At 57.4% G+C, this 14,831-nt stretch carries 25 protein-coding genes; 22 read left to right on the forward strand and 3 right to left on the reverse strand.

What is annotated here, in order from left to right; all coding sequences use genetic code 11:
- The first annotated feature begins 141 nt into the window (after positions 1–141).
- From N1689_RS19080 to N1689_RS19135, 12 genes are all read left to right on the forward strand, one after another.
- Complete coding sequence (locus N1689_RS19080) at positions 142–999, forward strand: GPO family capsid scaffolding protein (RefSeq protein WP_260059835.1); 858 nt, start codon at positions 142–144, stop codon at positions 997–999.
- Positions 1,000–1,043: 44 nt separating this feature from the next.
- Positions 1,044–2,249: a phage major capsid protein, P2 family gene (locus N1689_RS19085; RefSeq protein ID WP_260059838.1), complete on the forward strand. Its 1,206-nt coding sequence runs from the start codon at positions 1,044–1,046 to the stop codon at positions 2,247–2,249.
- A gap of 3 nt (positions 2,250–2,252) precedes the next feature.
- Complete coding sequence (gene gpM / locus N1689_RS19090; protein ID WP_260059841.1) at positions 2,253–2,897, forward strand: phage terminase small subunit; 645 nt, start codon at positions 2,253–2,255, stop codon at positions 2,895–2,897.
- 99 nt (positions 2,898–2,996) lie between these two features.
- Positions 2,997–3,461, forward strand: a complete 465-nt coding sequence (locus N1689_RS19095) for a head completion/stabilization protein (RefSeq protein ID WP_137244569.1) — start codon at positions 2,997–2,999, stop codon at positions 3,459–3,461.
- Positions 3,461–3,664 carry a tail protein X gene (locus N1689_RS19100; RefSeq protein ID WP_033786650.1) on the forward strand — a complete coding sequence of 68 codons (204 nt, stop codon included), beginning with the start codon at positions 3,461–3,463 and terminating at the stop codon, positions 3,662–3,664. Before N1689_RS19095 ends, N1689_RS19100 begins: the two co-directional genes overlap by 1 nt.
- Positions 3,665–3,667: 3 nt before the next feature.
- Positions 3,668–3,880, forward strand: coding sequence for a phage holin family protein (locus tag N1689_RS19105; RefSeq protein WP_260059848.1), 213 nt, complete (start codon positions 3,668–3,670; stop codon positions 3,878–3,880).
- Entirely contained in the window at positions 3,861–4,370 is a 510-nt protein-coding gene (locus N1689_RS19110; RefSeq protein WP_260059852.1) for a lysozyme, read from the forward strand. Before N1689_RS19105 ends, N1689_RS19110 begins: the two co-directional genes overlap by 20 nt.
- A gap of 4 nt (positions 4,371–4,374) precedes the next feature.
- Complete coding sequence (locus tag N1689_RS19115) at positions 4,375–4,770, forward strand: DNZ54_00345 family protein (protein WP_260059855.1); 396 nt, start codon at positions 4,375–4,377, stop codon at positions 4,768–4,770.
- Positions 4,767–5,195, forward strand: a complete 429-nt coding sequence (gene lysB, locus N1689_RS19120; RefSeq protein ID WP_260059858.1) for an Rz-like lysis system protein LysB — start codon at positions 4,767–4,769, stop codon at positions 5,193–5,195. The genes N1689_RS19115 and lysB overlap by 4 nt, the downstream gene beginning before the upstream one ends.
- Positions 5,089–5,328, forward strand: coding sequence for an Rz1-like lysis system protein LysC (lysC, locus tag N1689_RS19125; protein ID WP_260059860.1), 240 nt, complete (start codon positions 5,089–5,091; stop codon positions 5,326–5,328). Before lysB ends, lysC begins: the two co-directional genes overlap by 107 nt.
- Positions 5,291–5,722 carry a phage tail protein gene (locus tag N1689_RS19130; RefSeq protein ID WP_260059863.1) on the forward strand — a complete coding sequence of 144 codons (432 nt, stop codon included), beginning with the start codon at positions 5,291–5,293 and terminating at the stop codon, positions 5,720–5,722. The genes lysC and N1689_RS19130 overlap by 38 nt, the downstream gene beginning before the upstream one ends.
- A complete protein-coding gene (locus N1689_RS19135) occupies positions 5,715–6,164 on the forward strand; it encodes a phage virion morphogenesis protein (RefSeq protein ID WP_260059865.1) in 450 nt (149 codons plus the stop codon). The genes N1689_RS19130 and N1689_RS19135 overlap by 8 nt, the downstream gene beginning before the upstream one ends.
- Positions 6,165–6,207: 43 nt before the next feature.
- Here N1689_RS19135 and N1689_RS19140 read toward each other — a convergent pair whose 3' ends face one another.
- A complete protein-coding gene (locus tag N1689_RS19140; protein ID WP_260059868.1) occupies positions 6,208–7,083 on the reverse strand; it encodes a DUF2971 domain-containing protein in 876 nt (291 codons plus the stop codon).
- Between the two features lie 91 nt (positions 7,084–7,174).
- Here N1689_RS19140 and N1689_RS19145 point away from each other — a divergent pair, with 91 nt between their 5' ends.
- From N1689_RS19145 to N1689_RS19170, 6 genes are read left to right on the forward strand one after another with little or no spacing between them, the layout of a single operon-like run.
- Positions 7,175–7,753: a phage baseplate assembly protein V gene (locus N1689_RS19145; RefSeq protein WP_260059871.1), complete on the forward strand. Its 579-nt coding sequence runs from the start codon at positions 7,175–7,177 to the stop codon at positions 7,751–7,753.
- Entirely contained in the window at positions 7,753–8,106 is a 354-nt protein-coding gene (locus tag N1689_RS19150) for a GPW/gp25 family protein (protein ID WP_260059978.1), read from the forward strand. The genes N1689_RS19145 and N1689_RS19150 overlap by 1 nt, the downstream gene beginning before the upstream one ends.
- On the forward strand, positions 8,093–9,007 hold the full coding sequence (locus tag N1689_RS19155; protein WP_260059874.1) for a baseplate J/gp47 family protein: 915 nt from the start codon (positions 8,093–8,095) through the stop codon (positions 9,005–9,007). Before N1689_RS19150 ends, N1689_RS19155 begins: the two co-directional genes overlap by 14 nt.
- Positions 9,004–9,615 (forward strand): phage tail protein I, encoded by a 612-nt coding sequence (locus N1689_RS19160; RefSeq protein WP_260059876.1) that lies wholly within the window; start codon positions 9,004–9,006, stop codon positions 9,613–9,615. The genes N1689_RS19155 and N1689_RS19160 overlap by 4 nt, the downstream gene beginning before the upstream one ends.
- Positions 9,612–10,571: a phage tail protein gene (locus tag N1689_RS19165; protein ID WP_260059879.1), complete on the forward strand. Its 960-nt coding sequence runs from the start codon at positions 9,612–9,614 to the stop codon at positions 10,569–10,571. The genes N1689_RS19160 and N1689_RS19165 overlap by 4 nt, the downstream gene beginning before the upstream one ends.
- A complete protein-coding gene (locus N1689_RS19170) occupies positions 10,572–10,973 on the forward strand; it encodes a tail fiber assembly protein (protein ID WP_260059881.1) in 402 nt (133 codons plus the stop codon).
- A gap of 25 nt (positions 10,974–10,998) precedes the next feature.
- Here N1689_RS19170 and N1689_RS19175 read toward each other — a convergent pair whose 3' ends face one another.
- Together N1689_RS19175 and N1689_RS19180 are read right to left on the reverse strand one after the other, a co-directional pair.
- A complete protein-coding gene (locus tag N1689_RS19175; protein ID WP_260059882.1) occupies positions 10,999–11,391 on the reverse strand; it encodes a tail fiber assembly protein in 393 nt (130 codons plus the stop codon).
- Positions 11,391–11,984, reverse strand: a complete 594-nt coding sequence (locus tag N1689_RS19180) for a hypothetical protein (RefSeq protein WP_260059883.1) — start codon at positions 11,982–11,984, stop codon at positions 11,391–11,393. The genes N1689_RS19175 and N1689_RS19180 overlap by 1 nt, the downstream gene beginning before the upstream one ends.
- A gap of 108 nt (positions 11,985–12,092) precedes the next feature.
- Between N1689_RS19180 and N1689_RS19185 the strand changes: the two genes are divergently transcribed.
- Genes N1689_RS19185 through N1689_RS19200 form a run of 4 tightly spaced genes read left to right on the forward strand, consistent with a single transcriptional unit; the run spans position 12,093 to position 14,822 of the window.
- Positions 12,093–12,716 carry a recombinase family protein gene (locus N1689_RS19185; RefSeq protein WP_260059885.1) on the forward strand — a complete coding sequence of 208 codons (624 nt, stop codon included), beginning with the start codon at positions 12,093–12,095 and terminating at the stop codon, positions 12,714–12,716.
- A 45-nt stretch (positions 12,717–12,761) separates the two neighbouring features.
- On the forward strand, positions 12,762–13,931 hold the full coding sequence (locus N1689_RS19190) for a phage tail sheath protein (RefSeq protein ID WP_137244586.1): 1,170 nt from the start codon (positions 12,762–12,764) through the stop codon (positions 13,929–13,931).
- Positions 13,932–13,943: 12 nt separating this feature from the next.
- A complete protein-coding gene (locus N1689_RS19195; RefSeq protein ID WP_009086863.1) occupies positions 13,944–14,459 on the forward strand; it encodes a phage major tail tube protein in 516 nt (171 codons plus the stop codon).
- A 54-nt stretch (positions 14,460–14,513) separates the two neighbouring features.
- The gene (locus tag N1689_RS19200; RefSeq protein WP_137244587.1) at positions 14,514–14,822 is read left to right on the forward strand and encodes a phage tail assembly protein; all 309 of its coding nucleotides are present in this window, start codon (positions 14,514–14,516) and stop codon (positions 14,820–14,822) included.
- The last annotated feature ends 9 nt before the right edge of the window (positions 14,823–14,831 follow it).

The following is a 14,831-nucleotide window of genomic DNA, read 5'->3' on the forward strand; positions in this document are numbered from 1 at the left end:
CAGCCAAAATACGGCCCCGCCGCTTCCTTTTCCGCCATCCCTCATTGTGTGGTTTCCCGCACAACGTCCGCGCGTTGTTTCGATACCCCTGCCGCCGCAACCATAGAGCCTCACAGAGTTTTACTGACCGGAGCCTGGACAATGGCAAAGAAAGCAAAGCGTTTTCGTATCGGGGTGGAAGGTGCCACCACGGACGGGCGCACCATCGAGCGCAGCTGGCTTGAGCAGATGGCGGCAAATTACAGCCCTGAGCTGTACACCGCCGTGATCAACATGGAGCACATCAAGGGCTATACGCCTGACAGCCCGTTTCGCCGCTTTGGCGTAGTGGAAGCGCTGGACGCCGAAGAAATCAGCGACGGCCCGCTGAAAGGCAAGCTGGGGCTGTATGCCCTGATCAACCCGACTGACGAGCTGGTCACGCTGACCGGCACTATGCAGAAAATCTTTACCTCTATGGAAATCCGCCCGGAGTTCGCGGACACCGGCGCGGCCTATCTGATTGGCCTGGCCGTGACCGATGATCCGGCCAGCCTCGGCACCGAAATGCTGCAGTTCAGCGCCAGCGCCGGGGCGAACCCGCTGGCAAATCGCAAGCAGCATCCTGACAACGTTTTCTCCGCCGCTGAAGAAACCCTGATCGAGTTTGAGGACGTGGCCGACGAAAAGCCCGCCCTGTTTACCCGCATCAAGGCGATGTTCAGCAAGCAGCAGCAGGCCGACGCGGACCGCTTCAGTGATGTGCATCAGGCCGTTGAGCTGATTGCCACGGAGCAGCAGGACCTGAGCGCGCGCATTGAAACGGCACTGAGCGAACAGGCCGACAGCCTGAAATCACATTTCAGCAGTGCGCTGGGTGAGGAAGTGCTGAAGCGCGAACAGCTGCAGGCGGACTTTACCGAACTGCAGCAGCAGCTGAGCCGGGAAGATGGCCGCCAGCAGGTCCGCCCGCGCACGCAGGGTAACGGCAGCGGCGGCGAAGTGCGCACCGACTGCTGATACAGCGGCGGCAAACCTTTTTAACGAACAGAGAAAGCGAAGCGATGAAAAATACTACCCGTTTTAAGCTGAATGCTTACATGTCGGTGCTGGCAGAAATTAACAAGATTGACCTGTCCGCGCTGAACAGCAAATTCACCATTGAGCCGTCCGTGTCGCAGACGCTGGAAAGCAAAATTCAGGAGTCGTCCGCGTTCCTGCAGGCCATCAACATCATGCCGGTCAGTGAGCAGAGCGGCGAACGGCTGGGGCTGGGGATCGGCACCACCATTGCGGGCACCACCGATACCACCCAGAAAGAGCGCGAGCCTACCGATCCGACCTACATCGACGGCGACGGCTATAAATGCACACAGACCAACTTTGACACGGCGCTGCCTTATTCAAAGCTGGACATGTGGGCGAAGTTCAGCGATTTCCAGGTGCGCATCCGTGATGCCATCGTGAAGCGTCAGGCGCTGGACCGCATCATGATCGGCTTCAACGGCCTGAAGCGTGAGAAAACCTCTAACCGCGTACAGAACCCGCTGCTGCAGGACGTGAATATCGGCTGGCTGGAGAAAATCCGCCAGGAAAAACCGTCGCAGGTGCTGGGTCAGCACATCGGTGACGATGGCAAGGTGGTGTCGGACAAAATCACCGTGGGTAAAAACGGCCTGTTCCGTAACCTGGATGCCGTGGTGATGGGCGCGGTGTCGGAAAAAATCGGCGTGCAGTATCAGGACGACACCGAACTGGTGGTTATCTGCGGACGCCAGCTGCTGGCTGATAAGTATTTCCCGCTGGTCAATCAGAGCCAGCCCAACACCGAAGCGCTGGCCGCTGATCTGATCATCAGTCAGAAGCGCATCGGCGGCCTGCAGGCAGTCCGTGCGCCGTACTTCCCGGCGAATGCGCTGCTGATCACCCGTCTGGATAACCTGTCCATCTACTGGCAGGAAGAGACGCGCCGCCGCTCCATCATCGACAACCCGAAACGTGACCGCATCGAAAACCTTGAGTCGGTCAACGAGGCTTACGTGGTCGAGGACTACGACTGTACCTGCCTGGTGGAAAACATCGAGCTGCTGGAGCAGGAGCCGGAAAAAGAGCAGGAGCCGGAAAAAACGTCAGGTGAAATGAGCGAAGCGGAAATCGCACGCATCGCCACCGTGGCGGCCAGCGTGGTCAAGTCCATGAATGATGCAGGCAGTTCAGCCGCCAGCGCGGACACCACGCAGACCGGTGGCGACAGCAAAGGCGGAGCGTAACCCGTGACTAACCCTTTCCGCGCGCATACGCGCTTTATTCAGGCACAGGAGGCCGCCCGGTCGGGCGGCAGTGGCCGCAGCACAAAGGGCTATGACCTGATGCTGCTGCAGCTGAACGAAGACCGCCGCCGCCTCAAGGGCATTCAGTCCAACGTCCGAAAAGCTGAAATCAAGGTGGAGGTGCTGCCGAAGTACGCCGCCTGGGCTGAGGGCGTGCTGAGCGCGGACGGCACACAACAGGACGACGTGCTGATGTACGTGATGCTCTGGCGCGTTGACGCCGGTGACTATGCCGGTGCGCTGGCGATTGGCCGCCATGCACTGAAGCACGCCTGGGCGATGCCGCTGGGACAACGCACCACGGCGACTGTGCTGGCCGAAGAAATTGCCGACGCGGCAAAGGCCGCCATTCTGGCAAAGACGCCTTTTGATCCGGCCCTGCTGCTGGAGGCGCTGGAAGTTGTGGACGCGCACGACATGCCCGATCAGTCACGCGCCCGTCTGCATAAGTCCATCGGATGGGTGCTGACGGAAAGCAGCCCGGCATCCGCGCTGAACCATCTGAAGCGCGCCCTGCAGCTGGACGACAAATGCGGCGTTAAAAAAGACATTGAGCAGCTGGAGCGGAAAATCCGTAACGCCAGCTGATAACCGGACGTGCCCACGCGCGGGGCGGCACGGGGTGGCGACAGGCAGCGCCGCATCAAAACCCCGTCCACCGCCCACCTATTCAGGAGTAACAGAGCAATGGAATTTATCGCGCCACAGAAGGCGACGGGAACGCCGGACATCATCCCCAACAATTCATTCTGGCCGGATGTTGATCTGGCGAAGTTCCGCAGCGTCATGCGCGTTGACGGCACCGTGACGCCGGAGCGTCTGCGTCAGGTGGTACTGACCGCGATGGCCGAGGTTAACGCGGAGCTTTACCCGTGGCGTGAGCGGCAGGAGCTGGCCGGTCATAACGGCCTGGCAGACGTTCCGGCGGAGCGTCTGGCCGGTGTGAGCGTGCGGCTGCATCACTATGAAAATGCGGTGTGGTGCTGGACGCGCGCGGTGCTGAACGAGCGCTATCAGGATTTTGACGCCACCGCCTCCGCCGTGAAGCGCGGCGAAGAACTGGCTGATGCCAGCGGCGACCTCTGGCGCGATGCGCGCTGGGCCGTCAGCCGCGTGCAGGACATGCCGCACTGCACCGTGGAGCTTATCTGATGAAGGTGCGTGCGCAGCAATATGACACGGTGGACGCACTCTGCTGGCGTCACTACGGGCGCACGCAGGGCATGACGGAACAGGTGCTGCAGGCAAATCCGGGGCTGGCGGAGCACGGTCCCCTCTTACCTCACGGGCTGGAAGTGGAGCTGCCGGACGTGACAGCGACGGCCACCGTGCAGGCCGTCCAGCTTTGGGACTGAATCATGTGGGAAAAAATCACCACCTTTTTAACCTGGTGCATTGCGGTAGTGATGGCGTGGCTGGGCGGCATGGACCTGAAAGACATGTCCACCGTGGCCGGTGTGCTTATCGGCCTGCTGATGGCGCTTATCAGCTGGTACTACAAACACAAAACCTACCAGCTGCTGGCAAGCGGGCGCATTACGCGGAGTGAATATGAATCTGCAGACCGTTAAACGCTGCGCCGTGGGCGTGGTGCTGGCGCTGGCCGCATCAATGCCCGGCTTTCAGCAGCTGCACACCTCCGTGGAGGGGCTGCGGCTGATTGCCGACTATGAGGGCTGCCGCCTGCAGCCGTACCAGTGCAGCGCGGGAAATTGGACCGACGGCATTGGTAACACGTCCGGCGTTGTGCCGGGTAAGTCCATAACGGAACGGCAGGCGGCGGGGAATTTCATTACCAACGTGTTGCGCACTGAGGCGGCACTGGCGCGCTGCGTGGCGGTTTCCATGCCGCAGCAGGTTTATGACGCGCTGGTGTCGCTGGCGTTTAACGTTGGCACCGGCAACGTGTGCGGCTCCACGATGGTGTCGCTGCTGAAAAAGGGTAAATGGCGCGAGGCGTGTTATCAGCTGCCGCGCTGGGTGTACGTGAAAGGCGTATTTAATCAGGGGCTGGATAACCGGCGCGGGCGTGAGCTGGCATGGTGCCTTAAAGGAGTCTGAGCAGATGAAAGAGAAATTAGCGGGTCGGTTGGTAATGGTTATTTATCTGATGGTAGTGCTGGCCGGATTGCTTCATCCGCAGGGCGCTGCCGTGAATGTAGTTGTAGCAGTGACGTGGCTCTTAAATATCATCACCGGGTTACTGTCTGCCAGCAGTGTTCTGGTGCTTTACGCAGAAGTCAAAACACGGGAGGAGTTTAAGGAAGCACTGCGTAAGTTCTTTGTCCCGGACAGATCTTCTCTGATTGGGCGGATTTATGGCTGGGTGCTCAAGCTGCTGATTGTGCTGACGCTGGCGTTTTCCGGCTGGGTTATCACCCTGGTCTTTTACCTGCTGATGATGGTGATTTTCTCCATTATGCGGCGTCAGCTGGCAGAGCCTGAACGGGCCGCAGCATGACGCGCGCAATGGCCGCCATCGTGCTGATCCTGCTGCTTGTCACCGGCGTGCAGTCTTACCGGCTGAGCAGCGCCCACGGCAGGATTGATGCGCAGCAGACCACCATTGCGGGTCAGGGCAAAAAGCTGAGCCAGAAAAATAGCCAGCTGATTGCACTGAATATCCTGACGCAGACCAGCAGCCAGGCGCAGACGCAGCTTTACGCCGCCGCCGAACGCAACGGCCAGCTGCTGCGCGACCGGCAGCGAAAGATTGAGGAACTGAAACGTGAAAATGAAGACCTTCGCCGCTGGGCTGATGCCGCTCTGCCTGATCCTGTTGTCCGGCTGCGCCAGCGACCGGCCCTCTCAGGAGGTGGATCTTACCGTGAGTGGCTGTCCGAAAATCACCCGCTGCCAGCTGGACCCGGCCTCGCCGCGCACTAACGGCGACCTTCTGGCCCTGCTGGACGAAACGGAGGCCGCCTGGGCGGCATGTGCCGGTAAGGTCGATACCATCATCAGCTGTCAGGAAAAAAACGATGAACAAGCCGCAGTCCTTACGCAGCGCCCTGAATAAGTCGGTCCCTTACGTGGCCGATAACCCGGACCGCCTGCACCTGTTCGTGGACAGCGGCCAGCTGGTCGCCACGTCCGCCGCGTCCCTGTCGTGGGAGTATCGCTACACCCTGAACGTGGTGATCACCGACTTCACCGGCGATCAGAACCTGCTGATGGCCCCGGTGCTTTTATGGCTGCAGGAAAATCAGCCCGACGCACTGCAGAACAGCGAGGCGCGCGAAAGGCTGTTTTCGTTTGAGGTGGACATTCTGGCAAATGACCGCTGTGACATCAGCATGGATCTGAAGCTGTCAGAGCGTGTGATTATGACTGAAGAGGATGGCAAAGCCCGGATTGAGGCAGTGCCGGAGCCGGACGTACCGGAGGAATCCTGGACGGTGAAACGTGGCTGAACTTCATGAAGTGGATGCCTGGCTGGCGGCGCTGCTGTCGCAGCTGGAGCCTGCCGCCCGGAAAAAGATGCTGCGCGAGGTGGCGCGCGACGTGCGCCGCATTCAGCAGGCAAACATCACCGCGCAGCGCTCGCCTGACGGCACCGCATGGGAGCCGCGCCGTGTCAGTGCCCGCAGCAAAAAGGGCCGCATCCGTCGCGGCATGTTTGCGAAGCTGAAAACAGCGAAGTATCTGAAGGCGCAGGCGAATGCAGATGCCGCTGAGGTTGCCTTTGTGCCGGGGGTTCAGAAGCTGGCCCGCGTCCATCACTACGGCCTGCGGGACCGGGTAAGCCGTCGCGGCCCGATTGTGAAATACCCAGAAAGGAAATTGTTAGGAGTCAGTATTGAGATTGAAATACTAATAAATGAATCACTTAGCAAGTGGTTGATTAAGGATTAAAAAATTTGCCTAATACTTTATCAACCACCATGATAAAAAATTATTAAGAATTATTTACAAGCTTTGTTAGACCTTCAACACCTGAAAATAACCCAGAGGCATGAACTTTTTGTTCTTCAATTAGGTATTTTTTACAAATAGCCTTTACACTCGACGTAAAAAGACCTGACGCATAGGGGGATATATAAACGCCTTCAATCAATGAATTTAAATCAACTTTAATTCTCAAGGGCTTACGGCCCTCAAGAACCTCACCTTCAGCCACATTTGGTGAGATGAAAACTCTAACTTCATTCTCATGGCTAAATGACAATCTTTTCAATAATGGAGAAATAGTCCCGTCTACTACACAATCATCTTTGGTCAGGCTACTATCAAAGTAATCAATATACTTCACCTTTCCGATTGATATTTCATGTTCATCATCATTATCTTTAAAAGCAGACACCAGTGATTCCAAAGATGTTTTTATCGCAATGCCTTTATGGTTTTCGTTATAAAGTTTCCACATGGCTTCCGATTCATGGTCATTACTGTGCCAGCAATTTACAGTAATTGAATGAATTACATCAATATAACTCTGATTGAAATCATCGGTTAGCGTAGTGATTTGCTGCCTGGCCGCATTTAATGCCGATAACTGTGATGGCGTTGCTTTATCGTTAAGCCCTTTAATATAAGACTCTGCCTTGTCCACTTCTTTTTTTAAAACTTCGATTCTTTCAACGAATACATCCCCAATAGGTTTAGAAGTTACTTGCGGAAGTAAACCCTCGAAAGGATCGGATTGACTATAAGAGGAAAGGGATGAAAAAAACAACTCTGAAGTATCAAGTAAGTCAATAAACTTATCAAGAGACATATATCGCCATAAAGTCTCAACACCTTTTGTACTATCTCCAAGATTGACCTTACTCATAGTCTAAACATTCCTTTTTATGTTTTGTGTGAGAAACCATACAAGCACACTTTTTACTGAATTTGAATTAGCTGTGTCACGATTCATCATTATGAATACACAACTCACCGAAATTATGCGCCTTATCACCAACCTGATCCGCACCGGCATTGTGTCCGAAGTGGACCCGGTGAACTGGCTGTGCCGGGTGAAAATGGGCGACCTCGAAACCAACTGGATCAACTGGCTCACCCTGCGCGCCGGTAACACACGCACATGGTGGAAGCCCACCGTGGGGGAACAGGTCGTGCTGCTGAGCCTGGGCGGCAACCTCGAAACTGCCTTTGCGCTGCCTGCCATTTATTCCGAGGCCTTCCCGCCGCCCGACTATTCGGAGGACGGCACCACTACCGTGTTTAAGGACGGCGGCTGGTTTCAGTACGAGCCGGAAAACGGCCAGCTGCTGATAAAGAATATTAAAAGCGTGCGTATTGAGGCGGAGGACGGCATTCAGCTGATAACCGACGCGCTGGGGATAGAGGCCAGCCAGATACGGATTAACGGTGACACCACGATGAACGGTGATGTGACCCACGGCGGCGGTTCAATGAGTTCTAACGGCGTGATTGCTGATAAGCACTTACACAACAAAGTGAAGACCGGCACCGACACGTCAGGAGGCCCGCAGTGATGTATCTCGGCATGAACCGCGACACCGGCGAAGTCATTACTGACATCGAACACATCCGCCAGAGTGTGCGCGACATTCTGATCACCCCCGAAGGGAGCCGCATTGCCCGGCGTGGTTACGGTTCGATGTTGTCCGCGATGATTGACTGGCCGCAGAACGACACCACCGAACTGCAGATAATGGCCGCCACCTATACCGCACTGAGCCGCTGGGAGCCACGCATCCGGCTGGCCTCGGTAAACATCACGCGCAATGCGGACGGCTCTATGCAGGTTGATCTGAGCGGCCAGCGCGCCGACGGCTCACCGCTTTCTCTGACGGTTTCAACGGGGGTGAACAGTGGCGGTAATTGACCTTTCTCAGCTGCCTGCACCGCAGATTATTGAGGTGCCGGACTTTGAATCGCTGCTGGCAGAGCGTAAAGAGGCGCTGATTGCGCTTTATCCGGCGGATGAACAGGCCGCCATGCGCCGCGTGCTGGCGCTGGAGTCCGATCCGATTGTTAAAAGCCTGCAGGAGAACGTCTACCGGGAAATTCTGCTGCGCCAGCGCATTAACGAGGCGGCGCAGGCGGTGATGGTGGCCTACGCCATCGGCAGCGATCTGGACCAGATGGCCGCCCGCAACAACGTACAGCGCCTGACTGTTACCCCTGCGAACCCCGACGCGGTGCCGCCGGTGGATGCGGTAATGGAATCGGACGATGATCTGCGCGTGCGCGTGCCGGAAGCGTTTGAGGGGCTGAGCGTGGCCGGGCCGACGGGCGCGTATGAGTTCCACGCAAAAAGCGCCGATGGCCGGGTGCAGGACGTGTCTGCAACCAGCCCGTCACCGGCGACGGTATTGGTCACCGTCCTGAGCCGTGAGGGCGACGGCACGGCAGCAGCGGATTTGCTGACCACAGTGAATACCGCGCTGAGCGCAGACAGCGTGCGCCCGGTAGCCGACCGGGTGACGGTTCAGGGGGCGACCATCCGCAGCTACAGCGTGAAGGCCCGGCTTCACCTGTTCGACGGGGTGGCCGCCGGTCCCTGCCTTGAGGCGGCAAACGCGAAGCTGGCCGCTTACCTGACCGAGCAGAAAAAGCTGGGCCGCAGCGTGCGGCGTGAGTCATACGGGGCGGTGATGCGCGTGGCCGGAGTGGACTGGGTGGAAATCACCGAACCGGCGGAGGACATCATCATGGACCGAACGCAGGCGGGCTACTGCACCGGCACGGATGTGTCCGTAGCGGGCGATCAGGGGGTCACATGAGCAACAGCAGCCTGATGCCGCCCGGTTCGTCTGCGCTTGAGCGCCGCCTGGCAGAAGCCTGCAGCGGAATTTCCGGGCTGAACGTGCCGCTGCGCGACTTATGGAACCCGGCCACCTGCCCGGTGAGCTTTCTGCCCTATCTGGCCTGGGCGTTTTCAGTAGACCGCTGGGACGAAAGCTGGGCGGAGAGCGTCAAGCGGCAGGTGGTGAGCGATGCGTTTTACATCCATCAGCACAAAGGCACCATCAGCGCCATCCGTCGCGTGGTTGAGCCGTTCGGCTTTCTGATCCGGGTTATTGAGTGGTGGAAAACCAGTGAGACGCCGGGCACGTTCCGGCTGGACATCGGCGTGCAGGACCAGGGCATAACTGAAGAAACCTATCAGGAACTTGAGCGGCTGATCAGCGATGCGAAGCCCTGCAGCCGTCATCTGCTGGGGATGTCAATTAACCTGCAGGTCAGCGGAGAAACACGCATGGCGGCGGCCAGTTATGACGGTGATGACCTGACCGTTTATCCGTATACCCCGGAACTTATTTCCGTCAGCGGTGCAGTTTATGGCGGCGCGGCGGTTCACGTTATTGATCTGATGGAAGTGGGACCATGACACAAAAATACTATGCAATCGTAACCAACCTGGGCGCGGCAAAAATTGCCAACGCTGCCGCACTCGGCACAAAACTGAATATCACACAGATGGCCGTGGGTGACGGCGGGGGAACGCTGCCTACACCGAACGCCAGCCAGACAAAGCTGGTTAACGAGGTGCGCCGCGCAGCCATCAACACGCTGAGCATTGACCCGGCCAACGCCAGCCAGATGATTGCCGAACAGGTGATCCCCGAAACGTCGGGAGGATTCTGGATCAGAGAAATGGGACTCTTTGATGCCGACGGCACGCTGATCGCGGTATGCAACACGCCGGAAACCTACAAACCTGCACTGCAGGAAGGCAGTGGCCGCACGCAGACCGTGCGCATGATCCTGATTATCAACAGCACCGACGCCATCACCCTTAAGATTGACCCGTCCGTGGTGCTGGCAACGCGTAAATATGTTGATGATGCTGTGATCGAGGTAAAAGCCTACGCTGACAGCGTAATGAAAAGTCATACCGATGCTAAAAATCCACACAGCCAGTACCTGCAGATCGCAAGTGCCCTGGCAGAAATCAAAGACGCCGGGCTGGTTGCTGACGCTCTCAAAAACCTCGGTTTAGGCGATGCAGCAAAAAAGACTGTCGGTAATGGCGCTGATCAGCTGCCTGATATGAGTTTCTTCGCCGCTGTAAAATCGGGCAATGGTTACACTCGGCTACCAAACGGTGTGATTCTGCAGTGGGGTTCTGGTGGCTTTAAGCAGAAAACAACCACAACCGTTGTTCTGCCGATTGAATTCCCAAATGCGGGTGTCGTCGTGATCGCCTGCAAGGGATCGGCTTTACCGTCGTCTGGTGAGTATGGTTTAGGGGCGGGATTTCGTAATAAATCCTCTTTTGATCTCACAAATACAGGCCCTGACTCAACTCTTCAGGGAATTACATGGCTGGCGCTGGGGTACTGAATGAAAAAATATTCACCATCTGCAAATGCTTTTTACGATACCAGCATCAATCTGGTTATCCCTGATGATGCCGTAAAAATCACCGATAAAAAATGGGCTGACTTACTCGCCGGACAGGCAGACGGAAAGCTGATTGCCTGCGGTGCTGACATGCTTCCGTGCCTGACTGATCGGCCGCTGCCAACAACAGAAGAACTTATCAGCCAGGCCGAAGACAAGCTCAGCAGGTTGAGATCTGAAGCCGATACGGCCATTCAACCCCTGCAGGATGCGAGCGATTTGGGGATAGCGACAGATGATGAGGCAAGCCAGCTTATCGCCTGGAAAAAATACCGCGTCATGCTGATGCGGATTAATACGAAAGACATGGAAAATATCATTTGGCCTGAACAGCCCGCATGAAAAAAGCCCGCATTGCGGGCTTCGCTTATTCCGGCATGACCGGCCATTCGATGTCTGGCGCTTTATTGGTATCAATCCGGCTGAGTGCCACCCGGTAACGCTTCCATTCTGACAGTCGGATAGTCTCCTCGTCTGTTGCAATGCTGATATCGACCGCATCCTGAAGCGGCGCGATTGTCCTGTTTGCTTCATCCATTTCAGCAGCCAGCCTGCTGCTGGCAATCAGCACTGCGTTTTCAGCTTCTGTAACCGGCGCCGCAAACACGCCGTCACTGTAGCGATAATTTACATCGGGCTGTTCGGGTAGCGCGCTAATATCTACCCATACCAATGACGGATGATAGAGTTTTTCAGGCTTCACATTCAGCGAGACAATTTCAGCAACGAGTTGATTTTCAATCCGGGCATAAGTTTTCATTAGCTGAACTCCTCAATGTAAATAACCCCGTCAGAGCCGTAACTGCCAATATAGGGATCCGAGCGGGTAGAGCCGCTACCGCCAGCGCCAAAGGTGTTTCTTTTGCCGGTTACTGCACCTTCCCCGCTTCGGAAGCCGCCGCCCCAATAACTCACACCGCCATCACCAGAGCCGCCGCGGTAAGGATTTGTGCTGGTCGATATAAGGCCCGGTGCATCACTGCCGTCACCGCCCTGAATATTTAAATCGCCACCGACAGCCTTTCCGCCCGCGCCGCCCGCATCACCTGATGAAGTATTCACGCCGTTGCCTGCCGTCAGCAGACCGTTGAATGTGCTGCTCGTTGCAGACAGGGTTTCATCACTGCCGCGACCTACCACGCCGGGGTATGCTTTAGTATCGTCCACGTCCAGCCACGCAATGACCGTCCCGCCAGCGCCACCGCCAGCGCCACGGCTCGTAAAGTTATTACCCCATCCGAGATATCCATAGCCTCTGCCGCCACCGCCGGTCAGGATAATCCTGATACGTTTAGTTCCCTTAGTGGGGTTGTAGTTGATTGCGCCCGGCGTGGTGAAAATCTGACAACCCATAAAACGCCCGGAAAACTTTTCGCTAATACCGAGGTTTCTGAGAAACAAACACCTGGCCCTGTGCCGGGCTGCGCTGGCACACTTGCGGCCATTTGCGGAGAATTCAGCGTGCTGATTGGCTACATCAGGGTGTCAACAAATGACCAGAACACGGACTTACAGCGGATTGCGCTGCAGAGCGCAGATTGTGAGCTGATTTTCGAGGACAGGATAAGCGGGAAAACCAGCGACAGGCCGGGGCTGAAAAAAGCGCTGCGCTGCCTGCAGTCCGGGGACACACTGGTTGTGTGGAAGCTGGATCGTCTCGGCAGAAGTATGCGCCACCTGGTGATGCTGACTGAAGAGCTGCGGGAACGGGGCGTGAATTTTCGCAGCCTGACTGACAGCATCGATACCAGCACGCCGATGGGCCGGTTCTTTTTTCACGTTATGGGTGCCCTGGCGGAAATGGAACGCGAGCTGATCGTAGAACGTACCCGCGCCGGGCTGGCCGCTGCGCGTGATAAAGGGCGCATCGGCGGCAGGCGGCGGAAGATGACGCCGGAAACGGTGGAGCGTGCCCGGCGGATGCTGGCGCAGGGCGCAACGCTGCTGCAGGTGTCACTGGTGCTGGACGTGTCAGTGAAGACGCTTTACCGCTATATCCCCGCCCCGGAACAGAAAACCCTGCGTGAAAACGGCGCGCCTGTTGTGTCAGGTACGGCACAACAGCCAGCGCGTGCCCCGTCATAGCGGACCATAGACCATAGCGGAACCCCTTCACAGGAGAACCGCCACATGGCACAGGATTATCACCACGGCGTGCGCGTTGAGGAAATCAACGAGGGCACCCGAACCATCACCACAGTAAGCACCGCGATTGTCGGGCTGGTCTGTACGGGCGACGACGCTGACGCGGCCACCTTCCCGCTAAACCGCCCGGTGCTGTTAACCGATGTACTCACCGCCAGCGGTAAGGCCGGGGAGTCCGGTACGCTGGCCCGCTCACTGGACGCCATCGCCGATCAGTCAAAACCCGTCACCGTCGTCGTGCGCGTGCCGCAGGGCGAAACTGAAGCGGAAACCACAGCTAACATCATCGGCGGCGTGACCGACGGCCAGCGCACCGGCATGAAGGCGCTGCTGGCCGCGCAGTCCGTCTGCGGCGTAAAGCCCCGCATTCTGGGCGTACCGGGGCACGACACAAAAGCCGTTGCCACCGAGCTGCTGAGCGTGGCGCAGAGCCTGCGCGGCTTTGCCTACCTGTCCGCGTATGGCTGCAAAAGCGTTGAAGAGGCGATTGCCTACCGCAGCAACTTCAGCCAGCGCGAAGGGATGCTGATCTGGCCTGACTTCATCAGTTTTGACACCGTGCTGAAGGCTGACGCAACGGCCTACGCTACCGCCCGCGCGCTGGGCCTGCGTGCCAAAATCGACGAACAGACCGGCTGGCATAAATCCCTGTCAAACGTCGGTGTAAACGGCGTCACCGGCATTTCAAAAGACGTCTTCTGGGACCTGCAGGATCCGGCCACTGATGCGGGCCTGCTGAACCAGAACGACGTGACCACGCTGATCCGCAAAGACGGCTTCCGCTTCTGGGGTTCCCGCTGCCTCAGTGATGACGCGCTCTTTCAGTTTGAGTGTTACACCCGCACGGCGCAGGTGCTCATGGACACGATGGCTGAAGCGCAGATGTGGTCCGTTGACGGCGCGCTGAACCCGTCACTGGCCCGTGACATCATCGAAAGCATCCGCGCGAAGCTGCGCAGCCTGGTGAATCAGGGCTATCTGATTGGCGCGGACTGCTGGCTGGACGAGAGCGTGAACGATAAAGACACGCTCAAGGCGGGCAAGCTGCTGATCGATTACGACTACACGCCGGTACCGCCTCTGGAAAACCTGCTGCTGCGCCAGCGCATCACTGACCAGTACCTGGTCGATTTCAGCAGCCGCGTCAGCGCATAAGGAGACTGAAAGATGGCATTACCCCGCAAACTCAAGCACCTGAACGTGTTCAACGCAGGCAACAACTGGCAGGGGCTGGTTGAGTCCGTGACGCTGCCGAAAGTCACCCGTAAGTTCGAAAAATATCGCGGCGGTGGCATGGCCGGTGCGGTGGACATCGACATGGGCCTGGATGATGGTGCGCTGGATACGGAGTTCACCGTAGGCGGCACTGAAGCGCTGCTGTTTAAGCAGCTTGGCACCGAAACCGTGGACGGCATCCAGCTGCGCTTTACCGGCTCCATTCAGCGCGACGATACCGGCGAAGTACAGGCGGTAGAGCTGGTCACGCGCGGGCGCTATAAGGAGCTGGACTCCGGCGAATGGAAAACCGGTGAATCCAGCACCACCAAAGTGTCCGCAACCAACAGCTACGCAAAGCTGACCATCAACGGCGAAGTGGTTTACGAGATCGACATCGTGAACATGATCCACATCGTGGATGGTAAGGACCTGATGGAAGCGCACCGCAACGCACTGGGCCTGTAATCACACCGGCAGGCCGCGCGCCTGCCGCTTATCTCTTTTTAACGGAAAAGCATCATGACTGATAAAACCGCTCCAAATGAAAAAGTCGTCGAGCTGGATACCCCGATCCTGCGCGGCAAAACCGAAATCACCTCCGTCACCGTGCGCAAGCCGCAGTCCGGTGCGCTGCGCGGCACCCGCCTGCAGGCGCTGCTGGACATGGACGTGAACGCATTGATCACCGTGCTGCCGCGTATCACAACCCCGGCCCTGACCACGGCGGAAATCAACGAAATGGACCCCGCCGATCTGGTGAGCCTGTCTGTAGAGGTGGTCACTTTTTTGCTGAAGAAGTCGGTCCTGTCGGATTTAGCGACGGCCTGACGGTAGACG

The sequence above is a fragment of the Pantoea sp. XY16 genome (genome assembly GCF_025153065.1).
In the GTDB taxonomy this organism is placed as follows: Bacteria; Pseudomonadota; Gammaproteobacteria; order Enterobacterales; family Enterobacteriaceae; genus Pantoea; species Pantoea alfalfae.